Source organism: Pseudomonas sp. 9_2_1 (genome assembly GCF_059295275.1).
Map to the genome: position 1 here is coordinate 5,763,116 of NZ_CM181239.1, position 22,955 is coordinate 5,786,070.

Annotated in this window: 20 protein-coding genes; 8 read left to right on the plus strand and 12 right to left on the minus strand. The window is 60.4% G+C overall.

The features are described 5' to 3' along the window. Positions 1-157: 157 nt before the first annotated feature. The 3 genes from AC5O5I_RS26150 to AC5O5I_RS26160 form a co-directional block, all read right to left on the minus strand. A complete protein-coding gene (locus tag AC5O5I_RS26150) occupies positions 158-754 on the minus strand; it encodes a DUF924 family protein (RefSeq protein WP_172287480.1) in 597 nt (198 codons plus the stop codon). Positions 755-757: 3 nt separating this feature from the next. Next, positions 758-1,768, minus strand: a complete 1,011-nt coding sequence (locus tag AC5O5I_RS26155; RefSeq protein ID WP_012274595.1) for a class 1 fructose-bisphosphatase — start codon at positions 1,766-1,768, stop codon at positions 758-760. A 245-nt stretch (positions 1,769-2,013) separates the two neighbouring features. Next, a complete protein-coding gene (locus AC5O5I_RS26160) occupies positions 2,014-4,464 on the minus strand; it encodes a glycogen/starch/alpha-glucan phosphorylase (protein WP_494511782.1) in 2,451 nt (816 codons plus the stop codon). 179 nt (positions 4,465-4,643) lie between these two features. On the opposite strand from AC5O5I_RS26160, the gene AC5O5I_RS26165 reads away from it, so the two are divergent. Then, on the plus strand, positions 4,644-5,048 hold the full coding sequence (locus AC5O5I_RS26165) for a YkgJ family cysteine cluster protein (RefSeq protein ID WP_016712459.1): 405 nt from the start codon (positions 4,644-4,646) through the stop codon (positions 5,046-5,048). A 195-nt stretch (positions 5,049-5,243) separates the two neighbouring features. On the opposite strand, the gene AC5O5I_RS26170 is transcribed toward AC5O5I_RS26165, so the two are convergent. The 5 genes from AC5O5I_RS26170 to thiI form a co-directional block, all read right to left on the minus strand. Continuing rightward, positions 5,244-5,744 (minus strand): hypothetical protein, encoded by a 501-nt coding sequence (locus AC5O5I_RS26170; RefSeq protein WP_494511783.1) that lies wholly within the window; start codon positions 5,742-5,744, stop codon positions 5,244-5,246. 94 nt (positions 5,745-5,838) lie between these two features. Further along, positions 5,839-6,669, minus strand: coding sequence for a hypothetical protein (locus tag AC5O5I_RS26175; protein ID WP_494511784.1), 831 nt, complete (start codon positions 6,667-6,669; stop codon positions 5,839-5,841). Between the two features lie 6 nt (positions 6,670-6,675). Continuing rightward, positions 6,676-7,260, minus strand: coding sequence for a 2OG-Fe(II) oxygenase (locus AC5O5I_RS26180; protein ID WP_494511785.1), 585 nt, complete (start codon positions 7,258-7,260; stop codon positions 6,676-6,678). 204 nt (positions 7,261-7,464) lie between these two features. Then, positions 7,465-9,288 carry a translational GTPase TypA gene (gene typA / locus AC5O5I_RS26185; protein ID WP_172227184.1) on the minus strand — a complete coding sequence of 608 codons (1,824 nt, stop codon included), beginning with the start codon at positions 9,286-9,288 and terminating at the stop codon, positions 7,465-7,467. A gap of 128 nt (positions 9,289-9,416) precedes the next feature. After that, a complete protein-coding gene (gene thiI, locus AC5O5I_RS26190; RefSeq protein ID WP_494511786.1) occupies positions 9,417-10,871 on the minus strand; it encodes a tRNA uracil 4-sulfurtransferase ThiI in 1,455 nt (484 codons plus the stop codon). 469 nt (positions 10,872-11,340) lie between these two features. On the opposite strand from thiI, the gene glnA reads away from it, so the two are divergent. The 3 genes from glnA (at position 11,341) to ntrC (ending at position 15,621) form a co-directional block, all read left to right on the plus strand. Beyond that, complete coding sequence (gene glnA / locus AC5O5I_RS26195; RefSeq protein ID WP_172227188.1) at positions 11,341-12,747, plus strand: type I glutamate--ammonia ligase; 1,407 nt, start codon at positions 11,341-11,343, stop codon at positions 12,745-12,747. A 355-nt stretch (positions 12,748-13,102) separates the two neighbouring features. After that, on the plus strand, positions 13,103-14,188 hold the full coding sequence (gene glnL, locus AC5O5I_RS26200; RefSeq protein WP_172286635.1) for a nitrogen regulation protein NR(II): 1,086 nt from the start codon (positions 13,103-13,105) through the stop codon (positions 14,186-14,188). Beyond that, complete coding sequence (ntrC, locus tag AC5O5I_RS26205) at positions 14,185-15,621, plus strand: nitrogen regulation protein NR(I) (RefSeq protein ID WP_172233324.1); 1,437 nt, start codon at positions 14,185-14,187, stop codon at positions 15,619-15,621. Before glnL ends, ntrC begins: the two co-directional genes overlap by 4 nt. Positions 15,622-15,998: 377 nt before the next feature. Here ntrC and AC5O5I_RS26210 read toward each other — a convergent pair whose 3' ends face one another. Beyond that, entirely contained in the window at positions 15,999-16,436 is a 438-nt protein-coding gene (locus AC5O5I_RS26210) for a hypothetical protein (protein ID WP_172286636.1), read from the minus strand. On the opposite strand from AC5O5I_RS26210, the gene trmL reads away from it, so the two are divergent. After that, the gene (gene trmL / locus AC5O5I_RS26215; protein ID WP_172219828.1) at positions 16,435-16,896 is read left to right on the plus strand and encodes a tRNA (uridine(34)/cytosine(34)/5-carboxymethylaminomethyluridine(34)-2'-O)-methyltransferase TrmL; all 462 of its coding nucleotides are present in this window, start codon (positions 16,435-16,437) and stop codon (positions 16,894-16,896) included. The genes AC5O5I_RS26210 and trmL overlap by 2 nt on opposite strands. Positions 16,897-17,059: 163 nt before the next feature. Here trmL and secB read toward each other — a convergent pair whose 3' ends face one another. The 3 genes from secB to AC5O5I_RS26230 are packed head-to-tail and all read right to left on the minus strand — an operon-like array spanning position 17,060 to position 18,254. Next, the gene (gene secB, locus AC5O5I_RS26220) at positions 17,060-17,545 is read right to left on the minus strand and encodes a protein-export chaperone SecB (protein WP_172219825.1); all 486 of its coding nucleotides are present in this window, start codon (positions 17,543-17,545) and stop codon (positions 17,060-17,062) included. Positions 17,546-17,584: 39 nt separating this feature from the next. After that, positions 17,585-17,839 (minus strand): glutaredoxin 3, encoded by a 255-nt coding sequence (gene grxC / locus AC5O5I_RS26225; RefSeq protein WP_003249204.1) that lies wholly within the window; start codon positions 17,837-17,839, stop codon positions 17,585-17,587. Position 17,840: 1 nt separating this feature from the next. Then, positions 17,841-18,254: a rhodanese-like domain-containing protein gene (locus AC5O5I_RS26230; protein ID WP_172219822.1), complete on the minus strand. Its 414-nt coding sequence runs from the start codon at positions 18,252-18,254 to the stop codon at positions 17,841-17,843. Positions 18,255-18,462: 208 nt separating this feature from the next. Here AC5O5I_RS26230 and gpmI point away from each other — a divergent pair, with 208 nt between their 5' ends. The 3 genes from gpmI to AC5O5I_RS26245 all read left to right on the plus strand — a co-directional run bounded on the left by gpmI (position 18,463) and on the right by AC5O5I_RS26245 (position 22,951). Continuing rightward, a complete protein-coding gene (gene gpmI / locus AC5O5I_RS26235; protein ID WP_172219819.1) occupies positions 18,463-19,998 on the plus strand; it encodes a 2,3-bisphosphoglycerate-independent phosphoglycerate mutase in 1,536 nt (511 codons plus the stop codon). A 241-nt stretch (positions 19,999-20,239) separates the two neighbouring features. Beyond that, positions 20,240-21,547 carry a murein hydrolase activator EnvC family protein gene (locus tag AC5O5I_RS26240; protein WP_172219816.1) on the plus strand — a complete coding sequence of 436 codons (1,308 nt, stop codon included), beginning with the start codon at positions 20,240-20,242 and terminating at the stop codon, positions 21,545-21,547. A 78-nt stretch (positions 21,548-21,625) separates the two neighbouring features. Continuing rightward, positions 21,626-22,951, plus strand: coding sequence for a S41 family peptidase (locus AC5O5I_RS26245; RefSeq protein ID WP_172219813.1), 1,326 nt, complete (start codon positions 21,626-21,628; stop codon positions 22,949-22,951). Positions 22,952-22,955: the final 4 nt, after the last annotated feature.

A 22,955-nucleotide genomic window follows, 5' to 3' on the forward strand; every position in this document is an offset into this window, starting at 1 on the left:
ACCCTCTTTGCCTCTGCACCATTTGTCGGATGGCCACTACGGCATGACTAATCACAAAGGATTAGCCATGCCAATAAAAAAAGCCGCCCCTGTGAGGGGCGGCCTTCTCGTGACGAAGTACCGATCGCAATGGCCTGCTTGGCAGGCCCCGGAGGCTTCAGAACCTGGACCCGGGCTCCAGCAGAAAGTCCATCTCTTCGCTGGTGCTCGGCCGCTCCAGCATCAGGTTGCGGTGCGGGAAGCGCCCGAACCGGGCAATCACCCGCTGATGCTGCTCGGCATAGTCGAGGAAGCCTTCGAACAACCGGCGGTTGGCCTCGGGCTGTTCATCCAGCAGTAGCTGGTAGCGCTCGACACACAGGTTCTGCCAGTCGAGCACCTCGGCGTGCTCCAGCACCAGCAGCACGAACACACGCTGAATCGGCAGCAGCTGATAGTCCCAGCCCTTCTGCAGGCCCTGCATGGCCACCACCTGGGCACGCCGGTCGCCCTCGAAGGCGCGCGGCGTGTCGCGGTAGATCATGCGCGGCAGCTGGTCCAGCAGGATCAGCAGGCCAAGCCAGCCCTGCGGGCTCTGTTGCCACTCGTCGAGGCCGCCCGCCAGGGCGTGCTCGACCAGCTCGCCAAACACTGCCTGGGCTTCGGCATCATGATGCTTGCCGAACCACAGCGTGCTCTTCTCGTCAGCCACAGCCTGGGCACTGGTGCCCCAACCGAACCACCACTCCAGCAACGGCTGCCAAGGTGCGAGCATGGTTTACTCCTTGTGATACGCAGTGACGCGCTCGACCTCTTCCTTCGAGCCGAGAATCACCGACACACGCTGGTGCAGGCTTTCTGGCTTGATGTCGAGGATGCGATCGTAACCGTTGGTGGAAGCGCCGCCGGCCTGCTCGATGATGAACGACATCGGGTTGGCTTCGTACATAAGGCGCAGTTTGCCCGGCTTGCTCGGCTCGCGGGCGTCACGTGGGTACATGAACAGGCCGCCACGGGTGAGGATGCGGTGCACATCGGCCACCATCGAAGCGATCCAGCGCATGTTGTAGTTCTTTTTCAGCGGGCCGGTCTCGCCAGCCAGCAGTTCGCCCACGTAGCGTTGTACCGGGGCTTCCCAGTGACGCTGGTTGGACATGTTGATGGCGAACTCGGCGGTGGTTGCCGGTACCTGGATGTTCTCGTGGGTCAGGACGAAGCTGCCCAGTTCGCGGTCCAGGGTGAAGCCCTTGACGCCGTTGCCCAGGGTCAGGATCAGCATGGTCTGCGGGCCGTAGATGGCGTAACCGGCGGCGACCTGCTCGGTGCCTGGCTGCAGGAAGGCTTCTTCGTTGAGGCTTTCGTTCTGGCTCAGGTACTGGTTAGGGCAACGCAGGACAGAGAAGATGGTGCCGACCGAGACGTTGACGTCGATGTTCGACGAACCGTCCAGCGGGTCGAATACCAGCAGGTAGGCGCCTTTCGGGTACTTGCCCGGGATCTGGTAGGCGTTGTCCATTTCTTCGGAGGCCATGCCGGCCAGGTGGCCGCCCCACTCGTTGGCTTCCAGCAGGATATCGTTGGAGATCACGTCCAGTTTCTTCTGGACTTCGCCCTGCACGTTTTCAGTGCCCATGCTGCCCAGCACACCGCCGAGGGCGCCTTTGGACACGTGATGGCTGATTTCCTTGCACGCACGCGCCACCACTTCGATCAGGAAGCGCAGATCGGCAGGGGTATTGTTGCTGCGGGTCTGCTCAATCAGATAGCGACTCAGGGTAACGCGGGACATGTATGGCTCCGAACGGATTGGGGGATGAAAAACCCCCGCAGTTTACAGGGAGAGTTGCAGGCTAGCGAGTGATGAGACTCGCCACGGCTCTCTGACGGCACAATAGGTCGGTAGTTCAGCGTGCGCCAGGCCGGTGGTCTGGTTGATGGCCCCTTCGCGGGCACGCCCGCTCCCACAGGTATCTCGCTAGCCTCGAGGCTTGCGCTGTACCTGTGGGAGCGGGCGTGCCCGCGAAGGGCCTCACCTCAATCCAGTGCCTTCCAGATCTCGGTCGCATACTCGCGAATGGTCCGGTCCGACGAAAACCAGCCCATCCGCGCGGTGTTCAACACCGCCATGCGCCACCACTCCTGCGGTGTGTGCCACAGCTCCTCGACCCGCCGTTGGGCGTCCCAGTAGGCATCGAAGTCGGCACATACCAGGAAGCGATCGTAAGCCACCAGCCCGTCGATCAACCCGGTATAGCGCGACGGGTCGTCTGGCGAGAACACGCCGCTACGAATTGCCTGCAGCACGTCACCCAGCCGGCTGGACGCCGCAATGGCTGCGCTCGCACCGAAATCCCCGGCGCGTCGGCGCGCTTCGACCTGCTGCGCAGTGAGCCCGAAGATAAACATGTTATCGGCGCCGACATGCTCGCACATCTCCACGTTGGCGCCATCCAGGGTACCGATGGTCAGCGCGCCGTTGAGGCCGAACTTCATGTTGCTGGTACCGGAGGCTTCATAACCGGCGGTGGAAATCTGCTCGGAGAGGTCTGCCGCCGGGATGATGCTTTCGGCCAGGCTGACGTTGTAGTTGGGCAGGAACACCACTTTCAGCAGACCACGCACGGTCGGGTCATTGTTCACTACACGGGCGATGTCGTTGGTCAGCTTGATGATCAACTTGGCCTGGTGATAACTGGCGGCGGCCTTGCCGGCGAAGATTTTCACCCGAGGCACCCAGTTGGTGCCCGGGTCGTTGCGCATGGCCTGGTACAGCGCCACGGTGTGCAGCAGGTTGAGCAGCTGGCGCTTGTACTCGTGAATGCGCTTGACCTGCACGTCGAACAACGCCTCGGGGTTGACCGTGACGCCGATGCGGTCCTGGATGATGCCGGCCAGGGCTCGCTTGCTGTGCAGCCGCTGGGCGGCGAACTGCTTGCGGAACCCGGCCTTGTCGGCAAATGGCACCAGGCTGGCCAGGCGACCCTCTGGGTCGTCCTTCAGCTCTGGCCCCAGTGCCTCGACCAGCATCTCGGTCAGCTGTGGATTGGACTGGTACAACCAGCGGCGGAAAGTGATGCCGTTGGTCTTGTTGTTGATACGCTGCGGGTAGAGCTTGTGCAACTCGGAGAACACCGTGCTCTTCATCAACTGGCTGTGCAGCGCCGACACACCGTTGACACTGTGCGAGCCGAGGAATGCCAGGTTGCCCATGCGTACCCGACGGCCATTGTCTTCCTCGATCAGCGACACTGCCCGAAGTACATCGAAGTCGTGCAGGCCTTTGGCTCGCAGGCTGTCGATATGGTAGGCGTTGATCAGGTAGATGATCTGCATGTGCCGCGGCAGCATGCGCTCCATCAGTGCCACCGGCCAGGTTTCCAGGGCTTCAGGCAACAGCGTGTGGTTGGTGTAGGCCAAGGTTCCGACGGTCAGCTCCCAGGCTTTGTCCCACGGGATTTCATGCTGGTCGACCAGCAGGCGCATCAACTCGGCCACGGCGATCGACGGGTGCGTGTCGTTGAGCTGGATGGCTGCCGCATCGGGCAGGTTGAGCAGGCTGTCATGCATGTTCAGGTGCCGGCGCAGCAAGTCTTGCAGCGATGCCGAGACAAAAAAGTACTCCTGGCGCAGGCGCAACTCCTGGCCGGCTTCGGTGCTGTCTGCCGGGTACAGCACCCGCGAAATGCTTTCTGCCCGCGCCACTTCGGCCACGGCGCCCAAGTGGTCACCGGCATTGAAGCGCTCCAGGTGCAACTCCTCCAGCGCCCGCGCCCGCCACAGGCGCAAGGTGTTGACGCTGGACCCGCGCCAGCCGACCACTGGCGTGTCATAGGCCACCGCCCGCACCGTCTCGCCCGGCGACCACACCTGACGCTGCTGCCCGTGGGCGTCGGTGAGCGTTTCGACGCTGCCGCCGAAGCTGATCGGGTAGATCACTTCGGCACGCTCGAACTCCCAGGGGTTGCCGAAGTCCAGCCAGTTCTCGGTCTGTTCCTGTTGCCAGCCATCGACAACCGCCTGGCGGAACAGGCCGTGTTCGTAGCGAATACCGTAACCGTGGGCAGCGATGCCCAGGGTCGACATGCTCTCCATGAAGCACGCTGCCAAACGACCGAGGCCGCCGTTGCCCAGCGCCGCGTCGGGTTCAAGCAGACGGATGCGCTCAAGGTCCACGTCCAGGCCTTCCAGGGCATCGCGAGCGATGTCCAGCAGGCCCAGGTTGCTCAGGCTGTCATACAGCAGCCGGCCGATGAGAAATTCCAGAGAAAGGTAGTAGACCCGCTTCTGGCTGCGCCGATAGGCCCGGCGGGTGTGGTCCATCCAGTGCTCGACCATGTGATCGCGCGCCGCCAGGGCAATGGCTTCGAACCAGTCATGGTCGAAAGCGTGCTCCGGGTCCTTGCCGACCGCGTAGGTCAGCTTGTTCAGTACAGCAGCACGAAAGTCCGCGACTTCTGCGTCACGTGCTTTAGGTTCCTGGGACATGCGGCATCCTCGGGCAAGTTGACGAAAGCGGAGGGAGATTGTTCAGCCTAGTCGCTTCGACAGGGAGCGTAGGCCTGGGTTCGTGGTTTTCATGCGCCTTTGCGCATTCGGTCAAAAGGTTGTTCATAAATTGAACAATTCCGGTATGATCGCGCGCCCCAAGACAGCCCTCTATTAAAATGAAAACGACCCTGATTGCCGCCGCCGAAGTCGACCGCCTGGAGACTTGGCAGCGCTATGCCAGCCACATGTGTGGCGGCTGCCATTCAACCTGCTGCACCCTGCCGGTGGAGGTGAAGATCAAGGATCTGATCCGCATTGGTGTGGTCGACGAGTTCGAGAAAGACGAGCCGCCGAAGAATGTGGCAAAACGCCTGCAGAAGGAAGGCATCATCGAACGCTTCAACCAGAAGTCGGGCATCTTCACCCTGACCCGGATGAGCAACGATGACTGCATGTACCTGGATCGTAAAAGCCGGCTGTGCACCATTTATGACAAGCGCCCGGATACCTGCCGCAACCATCCCAAGGTCGGGCCGCGGCCGGGGTATTGTGCCTACAAGCCAAAGGTGGTTGGGCGCTGATCGTCAGCCTGATCTGGCCGCTTCGCCGGTGAACCCGAACAGCCCCCTGGAGTGTTCAGAGCCTATGCAATACCTGTGGGAGCGGGTTCACCCGCGAAGAGGCAAGCACCGACAGCACAAATCCTGCTGGTATACAAAAATGCCCCCGGCCAATCGACCGGGGGCGTCGTGTTTCTGCTTGAAACAATCCTGAGCTCAACCAGCCTGAAAAAGCTTGCCCCGATGACGTACAGCTACGATCAAAGCTGCGACAGCGAGCCCGAATGACATCAGACCTATTAATGCCACCTTGAACTTTATCGATTGATTGTTCCAAGCGACGACTTGCTGATGAAATCGATCATCGAAAAGGACACGGCCATCCAAGGTGACCAGTTCACGCACTTGGCTACCGTCGTCCAGGCGCTCCACCGTCAAGAATACCTTCTTGTTTATCCGCAGCCCTGACTCCTTGTACAACGCCGGATACGTGTAGGTCCGTTTACCATACCGTACTCCATCCAGCGTGTATGCAACTGCAAAATACATGATCGAACGATTATGCTCCCAAGTATCCGGGTAGCCCGATACACGCCCTTCAACAAACGTCAATCTGGAGAAATCAGGAGCTTTGTATACTTTTAAGTCACTGCAATACAGCGCTGCAAATGGCAGCACCGTAAACATCATAATTAAAAGTAATTGAATCTGCTTCAACGGAGTGGAGGCTCTGTATATCTTGACAAACTCGGACGTTGAATACACAAACCCCTCCTTATGCCTCGCCGAAACAATGCAGCACTGCTGCGCTTCAGTGATACCTGTCAACACCCCAATTACTACCGCCAGGCTCGATAATTTGTATAGGGCCAATATCAATATTCCACTCTGGGAACTCTATAGGGCCGACGCCAATACCCCAACCGGAGACAGGCAGCGGAATGACCTGACTCCCTCCACTGTCGCACTCTATGTATCCACCACCACTTCCCGAGTCTACTCCATACATGTAAATTGAATTACTGCCAAGCGAAACGTCATGAGTGTCAGGATTCCACTGACTCACCGCAATGCCACCTGAGTAGCTCGCAATTATTTGATCAAGAGAAGCAAGTGTCAAGTCCGGTGCAACCCAGTAGTCTGGAAACACTGCTTTTGTATCTGCAACAAAATATTTTTCCAAAACAGGGATAATTGCAGAATGATACAATTTCTTCGCCACATCAGAGTTAAAAACCCCCCACGCATTAGCACCCACACCTACAGCTGTAAATACCAGCGCAGTTGGGCCGGCACCCGCCAGTAAGGTAATCCCTCCGACAATCCCAGCAACATTTCCAATCAGACTTAAGACATCACCCTCTTCAAATTTCTGGTTCGTCTGGTACTCCGCTGTAATCTTTAGAAGCACTGTAGTTGCCGCCAGCGTATTCGTCTTTATGTTCAGAAAAGGTGTAAACCCCGCCGTCAGCTTTACAATTTGCGTGACGCCTGCCACCGCCGCACCTGTTTGGGCACTCTGATTGACCAACGCATAACCAGACTTGTCGCTATTGTACTGATCCAATATGGAGGTCGAACCCGCCCCCACCGCGACGGGTGCTTCGACATAGCCCAGGATTATTTCGACTGTTCTAGCCATCTGCTATCACTCCTTTATCATCGTCTTGAAGGCGATACTCATACGCAGACGGTTACAGCTTGCTGCGGGCGCCCGTGCGGCGTGCGGTACCTCGCCATTGAAGACGACAACCCTTCTTGGCTTGGGCTGTACCGACATAATGATGGTCTCCCTACCAGCGTCGTAGAACATTAACTCGCCTCCCCAGCAAGTGGCCCAATGTTCACTACAGAACAGCATGACAGTTCGTCCCGGCGCCTCTGCGGTATTATCCCGATGTATAGGTCCATCCTGACTGGCGGTTTGTCCGTTCGCGTAGACACCCAGCAATACTGCTGATGGCATATGAACGGCTTTGATTCGCGCCCATATATCCGCCAAGAAACCCCAGTCCGAGCGCTCACGCAGTTCCTGCTCGCAATCTTCCATCTTGTCTCTGCGAGAGCCTGCTATGAAACTGTGCCAGCAAGGGCGCTCAAGCGGCGAATAAGGATAAGGCCAGCCATATCGCCACACCGAATCAGTAAGGAGCTGCAAAATTTGCGTATGCTCGTCATCGGTAAAACCGTCATCAATAATGCAAATATCTTTACCGACAATCACTTCAGACATATTCAGCCTCCCACTATCATACAAATTAGAGAGACAGGAGACTAAAGAACAATCAAACACCCGAGCACATGGAAACACGCACTCACGGGGTAGTATTTTCCGGAAATCTGATACACCTGAAATGGAACTTTAGGTGATCGTAATACCAAAAAAAAACGCCCCCGGCCATTCGACCGGGGGCGTTTTCATTCAGCCAGAACTAACTTAGCTGTTCTTGGCTTTCTTGGCAGCGCGGGTACGCTCGCTTTCGTCCAAGATCTTCTTGCGAAGACGGATGGACTTCGGCGTTACTTCGCACAGCTCGTCTTCCTGGATGTATTCCAGAGCCTGTTCCAGGGTGAAGCGAACAGGCGGAACCAGGGCGATGACTTCGTCTTTGCCCGAAGCACGCATGTTGTCGAGCTTCTTACCCTTGGTAGGGTTGACGCCCAGGTCGTTGTCACGGCTGTTCTGGCCGATGATCTGACCGTTGTAGATTTCCTGACCGTGCTCGACGAACAGCTTGCCACGCGCCTGCAGGGTTTCCAGCGAGTAGGTCAGCGCCTTGCCGGTTTCGACCGAAACCAGTACGCCGTTCTGACGGCCGGACATGTGGCCGGACTTGACGGTGTCGTAGCGATCGAAGATCGAAGTCAGGATGCCTGCACCGTTGGTCAGGGTCAGGAACTGGTTACGGAAACCGATCAGACCACGCGCCGGGATGTTGTATTCCAGGCGTACACGGCCCTTGCCATCCGGGACCATGTTGGTCAGGTCGCCTTTACGCAGACCCATCTCTTCCATGACCTTGCCCTGGGCTTCTTCAGGGATGTCGATGGTGACGTTTTCGAACGGTTCCTGCTTCACGCCGTCCACTTCGCGGATGATCACTTCAGGACGGCCCAGGGCCAGCTCGAAGCCTTCGCGACGCATGGTTTCGATCAGAACCGACAGGTGCAGCTCACCACGGCCCGAAACCTTGAACTTGTCTGGGGAGTCGGTTTCTTCAACGCGCAGGGCAACGTTGTACAGCAGCTCCTTGTCCAGACGGTCCTTGATGTTACGGCTGGTGACGAACTTGCCTTCCTTGCCGCAGAACGGCGAGTCGTTGACCTGGAAGGTCATCGAAACGGTAGGCTCGTCAACGGTCAGCGGCTTCATCGCCTCAACGGCAGTCGGGTCGCACAGGGTGTCGGAGATGAACAGCTCGTCGAAACCGCTGATGCAGACGATGTCGCCAGCCTGGGCTTCTTCGACGTCGACGCGGTGCAGACCGTGGTGACCCATCAGCTTGAGGATACGGCCGTTACGCTTCTTGCCGTCGGCGTCGATGGCAACAACCGGGGTGTTCGGCTTGATGCGACCACGGGCAATACGGCCAACGCCGATAACACCCAGGAAGCTGTTGTAGTCCAGTGCCGAGATCTGCATCTGGAACGGGCCGTCACGGTCAACAGCTGGCGCTGGAACGTGGTCGATGACAGCCTGGTACAGGGCAGTCATGTCTTCGCCCATTTCGGCGTGGTCCAGACCGGCAATGCCGTTCAGGGCCGAGGCGTAGACCACTTTGAAGTCCAGCTGCTCGTCGGTGGCGCCGAGGTTGTCGAACAGGTCGAAGATCTGGTCCAGAACCCAGTCAGGACGCGCGCCCGGGCGGTCAACCTTGTTGATTACCACGATCGGCTTCAGGCCGGCTTCGAAGGCCTTCTTGGTCACGAAGCGGGTTTGCGGCATCGGGCCGTCCTGGGCGTCGACCAGCAGCAGCACGGAGTCGACCATCGACATTACACGCTCAACCTCGCCACCGAAGTCGGCGTGGCCGGGGGTGTCGACGATGTTGATGTGGTAGCCGTTCCAGTTAATGGCGGTGTTCTTCGCCAGAATGGTAATACCGCGCTCTTTTTCCTGATCGTTGGAGTCCATGACGCGCTCGTCGTTGAGCTCGTTACGCTCCAGGGTGCCGGACTGACGCAGGAGTTTGTCGACCAGGGTGGTTTTACCATGGTCAACGTGGGCGATGATGGCGATGTTACGCAGATTTTCGATCACAAGTGTATCTCGATCAGAGGATTCGGTTGCCGCCTAGTCTAGGCGACCAATATGTAAGGTATAAGGCTCAGCGGGCCCGGCGGTCGGGAGGGCGATGGCGGATGCTGCCGCCATACAGCCCTGGCATCTTATGTCGGACGATAAACACGCACATTGGCATGTCCCTCACTGAGCAGGTGGTGTGCGTGCAAACGGCTCATCACACCCTTGTCGCAATACAGCAAGTACTGGCGCGTAGGGTCCAGGTGCTTGAACTTGCTGTTGATCGCATAGAACGGCATGGCCTGTATTTCGACACCTTCCAGCACCAGAGGCTCGTCGTCCTGGGCATCGGGGTGACGAATATCGATGACGATCTGGCCTGGCAACGCCTCGGCCACTTCCTCGATTTCGATGTCCTTGCCCAGTTCATCGATCACGTGGTCGATGGAAATGAACTTGGCGCGTTCCAGGGCGCGCTCCAGCACGGCCATGTCGAACTGCTTTTCTTCGTGCTCCATGCGGTGACGCTTGGCATGGGTGGTCGGGTTCACCGAGATCACGCCGCAGTATTCCGGCATGTGCTTGGCGAAGTCGGCGGTGCCGATTTCGGTCGCCTGGTCGATGATGTCCTGCTTGTGGCTGGCCAGCAGCGGGCGCAGCACCAGCTTGTCGGTGGCCGAGTCGATGATCGACAGGTTCGGCAGCGTCTGGCTGGACACCTGGGAAATCGCCTCGCCGGTGACCAGCGCCTCGATCTGCAGGCGGTCGGCCATGTGGGCAGCGCCGCGCAGCATCATGCGCTTGAGGGTCACGCCCATGTAGCTGTTGTCGACCTTGTTGAGAATCTCGCCGACCACTTCTTCGAACGGCACGCTGATGAACAGCACGCGCTGGCTGCTGCCGTACTTCTTCCACAGATAGTGGGCCACTTCCATCACACCCAGCTCGTGGGCACGGCCGCCGAGGTTGAAGAAGCAGAAGTGGGTCATCAGGCCGCGGCGCATCATCTGGTAGGCCGCCACGGTAGAGTCGAAACCACCGGACATCAGCACCAGGGTCTGCTCCAGGGCGCCCAGCGGATAGCCGCCAATGCCGTTGTGCTGATTGTGAATCACGTACAGGCGCTGGTTGCGAATTTCGATGCGCACCAGCACTTCCGGGTTCTTCAGCTCGATGCCGGCGGCGCCGCACTGCTGGCGCAACTGGCTGCCGACGTAACGGTCGACGTCCATCGAAGTGAAGTCATGGTGGCCGCCGCGCTTGCAACGTACGGCAAAGTGCTTGCCGGCCAGCAGGTGGCCGAAGTGCTGCTTGCACTTGGCGACGATGTCGTCGAAGTCACCCAGCGGGTACTCTTCTACCTGCAGGAAGTGGGTGATACCCGGGGTGCAGGTGAGGCGTTCGATGATCTCGCGCTGAACCTTTTCGTCTTCGACGCGGGTGACCACCTCGAGATTGTCCCAGACACCATCGACCGCGAGCTCGGGATCCAGATCCTTGAGCACGTTGCGGATGTTCTTGGCGAGCTGGCGGATGAAGCGCTTGCGCACCGGCCGGCTCTTGATGGTGATTTCTGGGAAGACTTTGACGATAAGTTTCATTGGTTAACAGTGCGCGCAGGGCCTGCCGAAAATGAGGGGCGCGAATTATATCGGAAATTGCTCAGGATTTGACCAACTTTTGTACAGAAGGTCGGATTTATATTACCTGCACCGGCCTCATCGCCGGCAAGCCAGCTCCTACAGGCCCTCCACAGGTATCAAGAGCTGCGCCCTACCTGTGGGAGCTGGCTTGCCGGCGATGAGGCCCTCAAGAAAACACATCAAACAACCAATGCACAATATTGGTGCGCAGCCTGCAGAATTCGCATCTTTAGGGTGCATTTTTCAGGCTCACCCAACCTTCAAATGCCCGCAAACGCCTCCTTTTATCCCTACCTCGCCATTTTCGGGCACTGGCATGCAATTTGCTCCCTTGTGAGGCAGGTAAGCTTGGCCGACTATCCGCGCCTGGCAACACCCTTTTTCCAGGGCAGCGGCCCACCGCGCTCTAGACCCTCCGGAGGACAACATGTCGAAGTCGGTTCAACTCATCAAAGATCATGACGTCAAGTGGATTGATCTGCGTTTCACGGACACCAAAGGCATTCAGCACCACGTGACCATGCCGTCGCGTGACGCCCTGGACGAAGACTTCTTCGAAGTCGGCAAGATGTTCGACGGCTCCTCCATCGCTGGCTGGAAAGGCATCGAAGCCTCCGACATGATCCTGATGCCGGTCGACGACACTGCCGTGCTGGACCCGTTCACCGAAGAGCCGACCCTGATCATCACCTGTGACATCGTCGACCCATCGAGCATGCAGGGCTACGACCGCGACCCACGTGCGATCGCCAAGCGTGCCGAAGAGTACCTGAAGAGCACCGGTATCGGTGACACCGTATTCGCAGGCCCTGAGCCTGAGTTCTTCATCTTCGACGAAGTGAAGTTCCATTCCGACATCTCCGGCTCGATGTTCAAGATCTTCTCCGAGCAAGGCTCGTGGATGACCGGTGCTGACGTGGAAGGCGGCAACAAAGGCCACCGTCCAGGCGTGAAAGGCGGCTACTTCCCGGTTCCGCCGTTCGACCACGACCACGAAATCCGTACTGCCATGTGCAACGCACTGGAAGAAATGGGCCAGATCGTCGAAGTTCACCACCACGAAGTGGCGACTGCCGGCCAGAACGAAATCGGCGTCAAATTCAACACCCTGGTGAAGAAGGCTGACGAAGTACAGGCCCTGAAGTACGTCGTGCACAACGTTGCCGACGCCTACGGCCGTACCGCCACCTTCATGCCGAAGCCACTGTACGGCGACAACGGCTCGGGCATGCACGTGCACATGTCGATCTGGAAAGAAGGCAAGAACACCTTCTCGGGTGAAGGCTATGCCGGCCTGTCCGACACCGCCCTGTACTTCATCGGCGGCATCATCAAGCACGGCAAAGCCCTGAACGGCTTCACCAACCCGTCGACCAACTCCTACAAGCGTCTGGTCCCAGGCTTCGAAGCCCCGGTAATGCTGGCCTACTCGGCTCGCAACCGTTCCGCCTCGATCCGTATTCCTTACGTCGGCAGCCCGAAAGCCCGCCGTATCGAAGCACGTTTCCCGGACCCATCGGCCAACCCGTACCTGGCCTTCGCGGCCCTGCTGATGGCTGGCCTGGACGGCATCCAGAACAAGATCCACCCAGGCGATGCTGCCGACAAGAACCTGTACGACCTGCCACCGGAAGAGGCCAAGGACATTCCGCAAGTATGCGGCAGCCTGAAAGAAGCCCTGGAAGAGCTGGACAAAGGCCGTGCGTTCCTGACCAAAGGCGGCGTGTTCTCCGACGACTTCATCGATGCCTTCATCGAGCTGAAGAGCGAAGAAGAGATCAAGGTCCGTACCTTCGTGCACCCGCTGGAATACGAGCTGTACTACAGCTGCTGATCTGATCGGCGCCTGGCGCCGATGACATGATCCAGACGGCCTCCCTCGGGAGGCCGTTTTCGTTTCTGCTCCCACAAAAACCTTTACCAGCCACGCTATGCTCTATCTTGGTGCACATTTTTGCTCCGTGCTCCCATTTGCTCGCCAAACTGGTTCAGATGAAACGTTTCATCCAGAGTTTTTGATCCGATATCGCGCAGATCCAGGCCTTTCTCGTTAAATCCCGCTTCTTTTCGGAGCTTTGGTTTGTTTCTTGCATTTTCTTGTACAAGAATTCGCACCAGCGGATCCAACCTGCGCCCGGCCCTTGCCAAAGGAGTGCCAGGCAAGCGCCAAAAGAGGTCACCGACGCCATATGACCATCAGCGATGCACAGCACCGTCTGCTTCTGGACAACCTGACCACCGCCACGCTGCTGCTCAATGCGGATCTGCGCCTGGAGTACATGAACCCGGCCGCAGAAATGCTGCTGGCCGTTAGCGGCCAACGCAGCCATGGCCAGTTCATCAGCGAACTGTTCACTGAATCGACCGAAGCGCTCAGCTCGCTGCGCCAGGCGGTGGAGCAGGCGCACCCCTTCACCAAGCGCGAAGCGCAACTGACATCGCTGACCGGGCAGACCATTACCGTCGATTACGCCGTCACGCCCATCCTGCACCAGGGCCAGACCCTGCTGCTGCTGGAGGTGCACCCACGTGACCGGTTGCTGCGCATCACCAAGGAAGAGGCCCAGCTGAGCAAGCAGGAAACCACCAAGATGCTGGTGCGCGGCCTGGCCCATGAGATCAAGAACCCGCTCGGCGGCATTCGCGGCGCCGCACAGTTATTGGCGCGCGAGCTGCCCGAAGACGGCCTGCGCGACTACACCAATGTGATCATCGAAGAGGCCGACCGCCTGCGCAACCTGGTCGACCGCATGCTCGGCTCGAACAAGCTGCCATCGCTGGCAATGACCAATATTCATGAGGTGCTGGAACGGGTCTGCAGCCTGGTCGAGGCCGAAAGCCAGGGCTGCATCACTTTGGTGCGCGATTATGACCCGAGCCTGCCCGATGTACTGATCGACAGTGAGCAGATGATCCAGGCCGTACTCAACATCGTGCGCAACGCCATGCAGGCCATCAGCTCGCAGAATGAGCTGCGCCTGGGCCGCATCACTCTGCGCAGCCGCGCCCTGCGCCAGTTCACCATCGGCCATGTGCGTCATCGCCTGGTGGCAAGGGTGGAGATCATCGACAACGGCCCGGGCATTCCCTCGGAACTGCAGGACACCCTCTTCTATCCCATGGTCAGCGGCCGCCCGGACGGTACCGGGCTGGGCCTGGCCATTACCCAGAACATCATCAGCCAGCACCAGGGCCTGATCGAGTGTGAAAGCCATGCCGGCCACACCGCCTTCTCGATCTACCTGCCCCTGGAACAAGGAGCCACCGCCTCATGAGCCGAAGTGAAACCGTATGGATCGTCGACGATGATCGTTCCATCCGCTGGGTCCTGGAAAAAGCCCTGCAACAGGAAGGCATGACCACCCAGAGCTTCGACAGCGCAGACGGTGTGATGGGGCGCCTGGCACGCCAGCAGCCGGACGTGATCATTTCCGACATCCGCATGCCCGGCGCCAGCGGCCTGGACTTGCTGGCGCAGATCCGCGAGCAGCACCCGCGCCTACCGGTCATCATCATGACCGCGCATTCAGACCTGGACAGCGCTGTGGCGTCGTACCAGGGCGGTGCCTTCGAATACCTGCCCAAGCCGTTTGATGTGGACGAGGCTGTCTCGCTGGTCAAACGCGCCAACCAGCATGCGCAGGAGCAACAAGGGCTGGATGTGCCGCAGAACCTGGCACGCACCCCGGAGATCATCGGTGAAGCACCGGCGATGCAGGAGGTGTTCCGCGCCATTGGCCGCCTCAGCCATTCCAACATCACTGTGCTGATCAACGGTGAGTCGGGTACCGGTAAAGAGCTGGTCGCCCACGCCCTGCACCGCCACAGCCCGCGCGCAGCATCGCCGTTCATTGCCCTGAACATGGCGGCCATCCCCAAGGACTTGATGGAGTCCGAGCTGTTCGGCCATGAAAAGGGCGCCTTCACCGGGGCGGCCAACCTGCGCCGCGGCCGTTTCGAACAAGCGGACGGCGGTACGCTGTTCCTTGACGAGATTGGCGACATGCCCGCCGACACCCAGACCCGCCTGCTGCGGGTGTTGGCCGATGGCGAGTTCTACCGGGTGGGCGGCCACGTGCCGGTCAAGGTCGATGTGCGCATCATCGCCGCTACCCACCAGAACCTGGAGTCGCTGGTGCAGGCTGGCAAGTTTCGCGAGGACTTGTTCCACCGCCTGAACGTGATCCGCATTCACATTCCGCGCCTGGCCGACCGCCGCGAAGACATTCCCACCCTTGCACGCCACTTCCTGGCCCGCGCGGCCCAGGAGCTGGCCGTCGAGCCAAAGGTCCTGAAGCCGGAGACCGAAGAGTTCATCCGTAACCTGCCATGGCCGGGTAACGTGCGGCAGATGGAGAACACCTGCCGGTGGATCACCGTGATGGCCTCCAGCCGCGAAGTGCTGATCGGTGACCTGCCGCCCGAGCTGCTGAACCTGCCGCAGGACGCCGCGCCGGTGACCAACTGGGAGCAGGCCCTGCGCCAATGGGCTGACCAGGCGCTGGCCCGTGGGCAGACCAACCTGCTGGACAGCGCGGTACCGAGCTTTGAGCGGATCATGATCGAGACGGCGCTCAAGCACACCGCCGGGCGGCGCCGGGATGCCGCACTGTTGCTGGGGTGGGGACGCAATACCCTGACGCGCAAGATCAAGGAACTGGGAATGAATGTGGCGGGTGGGGATGATGAGGAGGGTGAAGACCATTAATCCTTGACCACCTGAACTGACGCATTCGCGGGTGAACCCGCTCCTACAGATACTGCACCGACCTAGAGGCTTGTGCTGTACCTGTGGGAGCGGGTTCACCCGCGAATGCGTTTGTGGCGCAAAACCAGACACCGCCCCAATGCACCGATCCTGTGCCCACTGCACCTCCCGAAGGCACAAACCCCCTCAACATCCGGCCAAATCCCCCTGAAAGCCCAGTATTCACGGGCTTTGCAAAACTGGCACGCCCCCTGCAATAGCTATCGCATCACCAGTTTCGGGGGCCCTGGTACAGGCAGGCCGGGTGACCCCTCTTTTATTCGCAACACCGCCCGTTTTGGGGACCCTGGTACAGGCAGGCCGGGACATCCCCTCTTTTATTCGTGCAGCTTCACCTGCACCCGCCAACGCCCATCGTCCTCTGCACCGGCCCACTCGCCGTGCAGGGGGCGCGCGGCCACCACCGTCAGCAACAACCCTTCCTTGCTCCGCTGTACCCGCCAGCTGACGGGCTTGCCCTGCAAGCTAAGTTGCCCCTGCTGGACCTTGCCCTCGGCCTGGAACAACAGCGCAACGGTGCCTTCCACATTCTCGCCATGCAGTTTGGGTTCTGCGTTGAACCACAGTTCCAGGCCGTCCTGGACCACCTCCACCTGCTGCAGTTCGCGCTCCTCTGGCGCGGTCAGGCGGCCGATCATCAGCCCGACCATCAAGCCGACAATCGCCAACGACAGCATCACCCGCGGGAACGCCTTCGAACGCACGTCCGGTTCAGGGGTAGAATGCCCGTCATCTTCACGCTTGGAGCCGTGCATGTTTCACGTCATCCTTTTTCAACCAGAAATTCCGCCGAATACCGGCAATATCATTCGCCTGTGTGCCAACAGCGGCTGCGAGCTGCACCTGATCGAGCCCATCAGCTTCGAACTGGATGACAAGCGCCTGCGGCGTGCGGGGCTGGACTACCACGAGTATGCCACGCTCAAGCGCCACGAGAGCCTGGCCGGATGCCTGGCAAGCCTGGGCAACCCACGGTTGTTCGCCTTTACCACCAAGGGCTCGCACTCGTTCCACGAAGTGGCCTACCAGCCGGGCGACGCGTTCCTGTTCGGGCCGGAGAGCCGTGGCTTGCCGGCCGACGTGCTGGACAGTTTGCCGGCCGAGCAACGCCTGCGCCTGCCGATGCGACCAGGGTGCCGCAGCCTGAACCTGTCCAATACCGTGGCGGTGACGGTGTATGAGGCGTGGCGGCAGAACGGGTTTGCCGGGAGCTGATGAACTGCCTGTACCGGCCCTGTCGCCGGCAAGCCAGCTCCCACAGGGACCGCATACAGCTCAGGTCCTGTGCAGTACCTGTGGTAGCTGGCTTGCCGGCGACAGGGCCGGTACAGGCAACAAAAAAGCGCCCCGAAAGGCGCTTTCTTGATAGAGCCAGCGATTACTGCACAGTCGGCGCTTCGCCAGCTTCCTGCATGCGCTGCATTTCTTGCGCGTACAGGGCGTCGAAGTTGACCGGCGACAGCATCAGGGCCGGGAACGAACCGCGGGTCACCAGGCTGTCCAGGGTCTCACGGGCGTAAGGGAACAGGATGTTGGGGCAGAACGCGCCCAGGGTGTGGCTCATCGAAGCTGCATCGAGGTTGGCGATCAGGAAGATGCCAGCCTGCTGCACTTCAGCGATGAAGGCCACTTCGTCACCGTTCTTGACGGTAACCGACAGGGTCAGCACCACTTCGTGGAAGTCACCTTCCAGGGCTTTCTGCTTGGTGTTCAGGTCCAGCGCAACGCTCGGTTCCCAGGTCTGGCGGAAGATCTGCGGGCTTTTCGGGGCCTCGAACGACAGATCGCGCACATAGATACGCTGCATGGAGAACTGCGGGCTGTTGTCTTCTGCAGCAGCGCCGTTGGTCTGTTGGTCAGTCATGGCAGATCCTTATCCTAATGTTTTTGAATGCAGTGCAAATCAGGCCGCCAGCAGCGCGTCGAGCTTGCCGGCGCGCTCCAGGGCATAGAGGTCATCGCATCCACCGACATGAGTGCTGCCGATCCAGATCTGCGGTACCGATGTACGGCCGGCCTTCTGGCTCATCTCGGCGCGAACCTGCGGCTTGCCGTCGACCTTGATTTCCTCGAAGGCCACGCCCTTGCTCTCGAGCAGGTACTTGGCGCGCATGCAGTAGGGGCAGTAGTCGCTGGAATAGACGATGACAGGCTTCATATCACTTCACCAGGGGCAGGTTATCGGCTTTCCAGCTGGAAACGCCACCGCTCAGTTTGGCGGCGTTGTAACCGGCTTTTAGCAGCTCGCGGCAATGCGTGCCGGACTGCTGGCCCATCGCATCGACGATGATCAGGGTCTTCTCTTTGTGCTTTTCCAGCTCGCTCATGCGGGCGGCAAGCTTGTCCTGCGGGATGTTCACCGCACCGACGATGTGACCGGCGGAATATTCCTTGGCCGGGCGAATGTCGATCACCAGGGCCTTGTCAGCGTTGACCAGGGCAGTCAGCTGGCCATTGCTCAGGCTCTGGCCGCCACGACGGATTTCATTGATAAGCAGCAGGACCAGCAGAATGAGGAAGATCGCAACCAGGATGTAGTGATCTGTCGCGAATTGAATCAGGTGAGCAACCATCAGCGGTGTTCCAGGCGATTGAAAATGCCGGCCAGTATACACAGCCCCATGGTGCCACCAAAGCCCGACGGGCCGGCGGGAAAACCAACCTTCATGTTGCTACCACGGGTGCGCCGGTCGGGGGAATGGGACGAATATTCGCCGTGGGTGGCGTATTTGCCCTAAAATGCGTTTCTTTATCATCTTTGAACAACCGTGAGTTTGATTGATGACGAGTACGCCCAAACCCCTGGTCCTGATTATCCTGGACGGCTTCGGCCACAGTGAAATCCCCGAACACAACGCCATCTTTGCCGCCAATACCCCGGTCTATGACCGCCTGCGCGCCAACCAGCCGCACGGCCTCATTTCTGGTTCAGGCATGGATGTCGGCCTGCCGGACGGGCAGATGGGCAACTCCGAAGTCGGTCACATGAACCTCGGTGCAGGGCGCGTCGTCTATCAGGACTTCACCCGGGTGACCAAGGCCATCCGCGACGGCGAGTTCTTCCACAACCCGGTGCTCACCGGCGCCGTGGACAAGGCAGCCAGTGCCGGCAAGGCTGTGCATATCCTTGGCCTGCTGTCCGATGGCGGCGTGCACAGCCACCAGGACCACCTGGTGGCCATGGCCGAGCTGGCCGCGCAGCGCGGCGCGGAAAAGATCTACCTGCACGCCTTCCTCGATGGCCGCGACACCCCGCCACGCAGCGCACAATCGTCCATCGAACTGCTCGACGCCACCTTTGCCAAGCTGGGCAAGGGCCGCATCGCCAGCATCATCGGCCGCTACTTCGCCATGGACCGCGACAACCGCTGGGACCGCGTCAGCGCCGCCTACAACCTGATCGTCGACAGCACCGCCGAGTACAGCGCCGACACCGCCCAGGCAGGCCTGGAAGCCGCCTACGCCCGTGACGAGAGCGACGAGTTCGTCAAGGCCACGCGTATCGGCGAAGCGGTCAAGGTGGAAGACGGCGATGCCGTGATCTTCATGAACTTCCGCGCCGACCGTGCTCGCGAGCTGTCGCGCGCCTTCGTCGAGCCCGACTTCAACGAATTCCCCCGTACCCGCCTGCCAAAACTGGCGGCCTACATCGGCCTGACTCAGTACTCGGCCAAAATCGCGGCCCCTGCCGCCTTCGCCCCGGCCAGCCTGGACAACGTGCTGGGCGAGTACCTGGCGAAAAACGGCAAGACCCAGCTGCGCATTGCCGAGACCGAAAAGTACGCACACGTGACATTCTTCTTCTCCGGTGGCCGTGAAGAGCCATTCGAAGGCGAAGAGCGCATCCTGATCCCGTCGCCGAAGGTCGCCACCTATGACCTGCAACCGGAAATGAATGCACCTGAAGTGACCGACCGCATTGTCGAAGCCATCGAGCAGCAGCGTTACGACGTGATCGTGGTCAACTACGCCAATGGCGACATGGTCGGCCACACCGGCGTGTTCGCAGCCGCGGTCAAGGCGGTTGAAGCGCTGGACACCTGCGTCGGGCGCATTGTCGAGGCCTTGGCCAAAGTGGACGGCGAAGCGCTGATTACCGCCGACCATGGCAACGTCGAGCAGATGGAAGACGAATGCACCGGTCAGGCGCACACCGCGCACACGACCGAGCCCGTGCCGTTCATCTATGTGGGCAAGCGTAACGTCAAGGTACGTGACGGCGGGGTGTTGGCTGATGTCGCGCCGACCATGCTGAAGCTGCTGGGGCTGGAAAAGCCGGCGGAAATGACCGGTACTTCGATCCTGATCGACGCTTGATTCTGAGTAGGGGGCCGCGCTGCGGCCCATCGCCGGCAAGCCAGCTCCCACAGGTAACGTACACAATTTCAAGGCTTGTGGTGATTTTGTGGGAGCTGGTTTGCCGGTGATTGGGCTGCAAAGCAGCCCCTTTGCACATGAATTCCAGACAAACGCCCCCCTGCACCCGCAGCGAGGCGTTTTTTTTGCCTGCCCAGGCGGGCATACTAGGCCAGTCTCCATCCCTGGTACGCCAAACCCCATGCTTCGCGCCCTGATTCTCCTAGCCCTGTCATGCCTGCTCAGCCCGGCCTTCGCCGACGAGCGTGCGCAGACCCAGCAGCAACTGGACGCCACCCGCCAGGATATTGCCGAGCTCAAGAAGACGCTGGGCAAGCTCCAGGAAGAAAAGGCCGGTGTGCAAAAGGACCTCAAGACTACCGAGACCGATATCGGCAAGCTGGAAAAGCAGGTGGAGGCCCTGCAACAAGAACTAAAAAAGACCGAGGGCGAGCTGGAGCGCCTTGATACCGAGAAAAAAAAACTCCAGAGCGCCCGCGTTGAACAACAGCGGCTGATCGCCATCCAGGCCCGTTCGGCCTATCAGAACAACGGCCGTGAGGAATACCTCAAGCTGCTGCTCAACCAGCAGAACCCGGAAAAGTTCGCCCGCACCCTCACCTACTACGACTACCTGAGCAAGGCGCGCCTGGAGCAACTGCGCACCTTCAACGAGACCTTGCGCCAGCTGGCCAACGTCGAGCAGGAAATCTCCAGCCAGCAGGAACAACTGCTGGCCCAGCGTGCCGACCTCGACAGCCGCCGCCAGGCCCTGGAAGCCGAGCGCGGCAAGCGCCAGCAGGTGCTGGCCAAGCTCAACAGCGACGTCAAAGACCGCGACCAGAAGCTGCAGGCGCGCGAGCAAGACCAGGCCGACCTGGCCAAAGTCCTCAAGACCATTGAGGAAACACTGGCGCGCCAGGCCCGCGAGGCCGAAGAAGCACGCCAGAAAGCCCTGCTGGCCCAGCAGGAAGCCGAAAAACGCCGCCAACAGGAAGCCCTGGCCGCCGCCGCTGCCCGCGACCAGGCCCGCGAACCCGTGGAGCCGCCGAAAAAGGCCCGCACCACCCTCGGCCCGATGGTTTCCAGCGACAGCGCCAGCTATGGCGGAGCTTTTTCTGCCGCACGGGGCAAACTTCCGTGGCCAGTCAATGGTCGATTGCTGGCACGCTTCGGTGATGCCCGCGGCAGCGATGCACGCGCCAAGTGGGACGGGGTGATGATCAGCGCCAACCCAGGCACCCAGGTGCGGGCCGTGCACGGCGGGCGGGTGGTCTTCGCTGACTGGTTGCGCGGCGCGGGGCTTCTGGTCATTCTCGACCATGGCAACGGTTACCTGAGCCTGTACGGCCACAACCAGAGCCTGCTGAAGAGCGCCGGTGATATCGTCAAGGCCGGTGAAGCCATTTCCACCGTTGGCGACAGCGGTGGCCAGGACACGGCAGGCTTGTACTTCGCCATCCGCCAGCAGGGCCGGCCTACCGACCCTTCGCAGTGGTGCCGGGGCTAGTCACATTTATACGGGGTAGCCTGAGGGCTGCACCGATGCTCCGCAGGGAGCGCTTACAGGATCAGGAGTTCGTTCGACATGCTGCACTCGCCTCGTCTCACCCAGCTGGCCCTGTCCATCGCCCTGGCGGTCGGCGCGCCCCTGGCCATTGCTGCGGAAAAGGCCCAGCCTGCTCCGGCGGCAGCCGTACCGGCCACCGAGGTGACTGCCAAGGCACCGCTGCCGCTCGAAGAATTGCGCACCTTCGCCGAGGTGATGGACCGTATCAAGGCGGCCTATGTCGAGCCGGTGGACGACAAGACCCTGCTGGAAAACGCCATCAAGGGCATGCTCAGCAACCTCGACCCGCACTCGGCCTACCTCGGCCCCGAGGACTTTCAGGAGCTGCAGGAAAGCACCAGCGGCGAGTTCGGCGGGCTGGGCATCGAAGTGGGCCAGGAAGACGGCTTCATCAAGGTGGTGTCGCCGATCGATGACACCCCGGCCTCGCGTGCCGGTGTGCAGGCGGGCGACCTGATCGTCAAGATCAACGGCGCCCCGACCCGCGGCCAGACCATGACCGAAGCTGTCGACAAGATGCGCGGCAAGATCGGCGAAAAAATCACCCTGACCCTGGTACGCGACGGCGGTAACCCGTTCGATGTCACCCTGGCCCGCGCGGTCATCCAGGTCAAGAGCGTGAAAAGCCAGCTGCTGGAGAACGACTACGGCTACATCCGCATCACCCAGTTCCAGGTCAAGACCGGCGACGAAGTCGGCAAGGCCCTGGCCAAGATGCGCAAGGACAACGGCAAGAAGTTGCGCGGCGTGGTGCTGGACCTGCGCAACAACCCGGGCGGCGTGCTGCAGTCGGCGGTAGAAGTGGCCGACCACTTCCTGACCAAGGGCCTGATCGTCTATACCAAGGGCCGCATCGCCAACTCCGAGCTGCGCTTCTCGGCCGACCCGGCCGACGCCAGCGAAGGCGTGCCGCTGGTGGTGCTGATCAACGGCGGCAGCGCTTCGGCCTCGGAAATTGTCGCCGGGGCCCTGCAGGACCAGAAGCGCGCCGTGCTGATGGGTACCGACAGCTTCGGCAAAGGCTCGGTGCAGACCGTGCTGCCGCTGGCCAACGACCGTGCCCTGAAGCTGACCACCGCGCTGTACTACACCCCCAACGGCCGCTCGATCCAGGCCCAGGGCATTGTCCCCGACATTGAAGTGCGCCCGGCCAAGCTCACCGCCGAAATCGACACCGACAACTTCAAGGAAGCCGATCTTCAGGGCCACCTTGGCAACGGCAACGGCGGCGCCGACCGCCCGACCGGCAGCAGCAAACGCAAGGAGCGCCCGCAGGATGACGACTTCCAGCTGAGCCAGGCACTGAGCCTGCTCAAGGGCCTGAACATTACCTCGGGTAAATGATCCA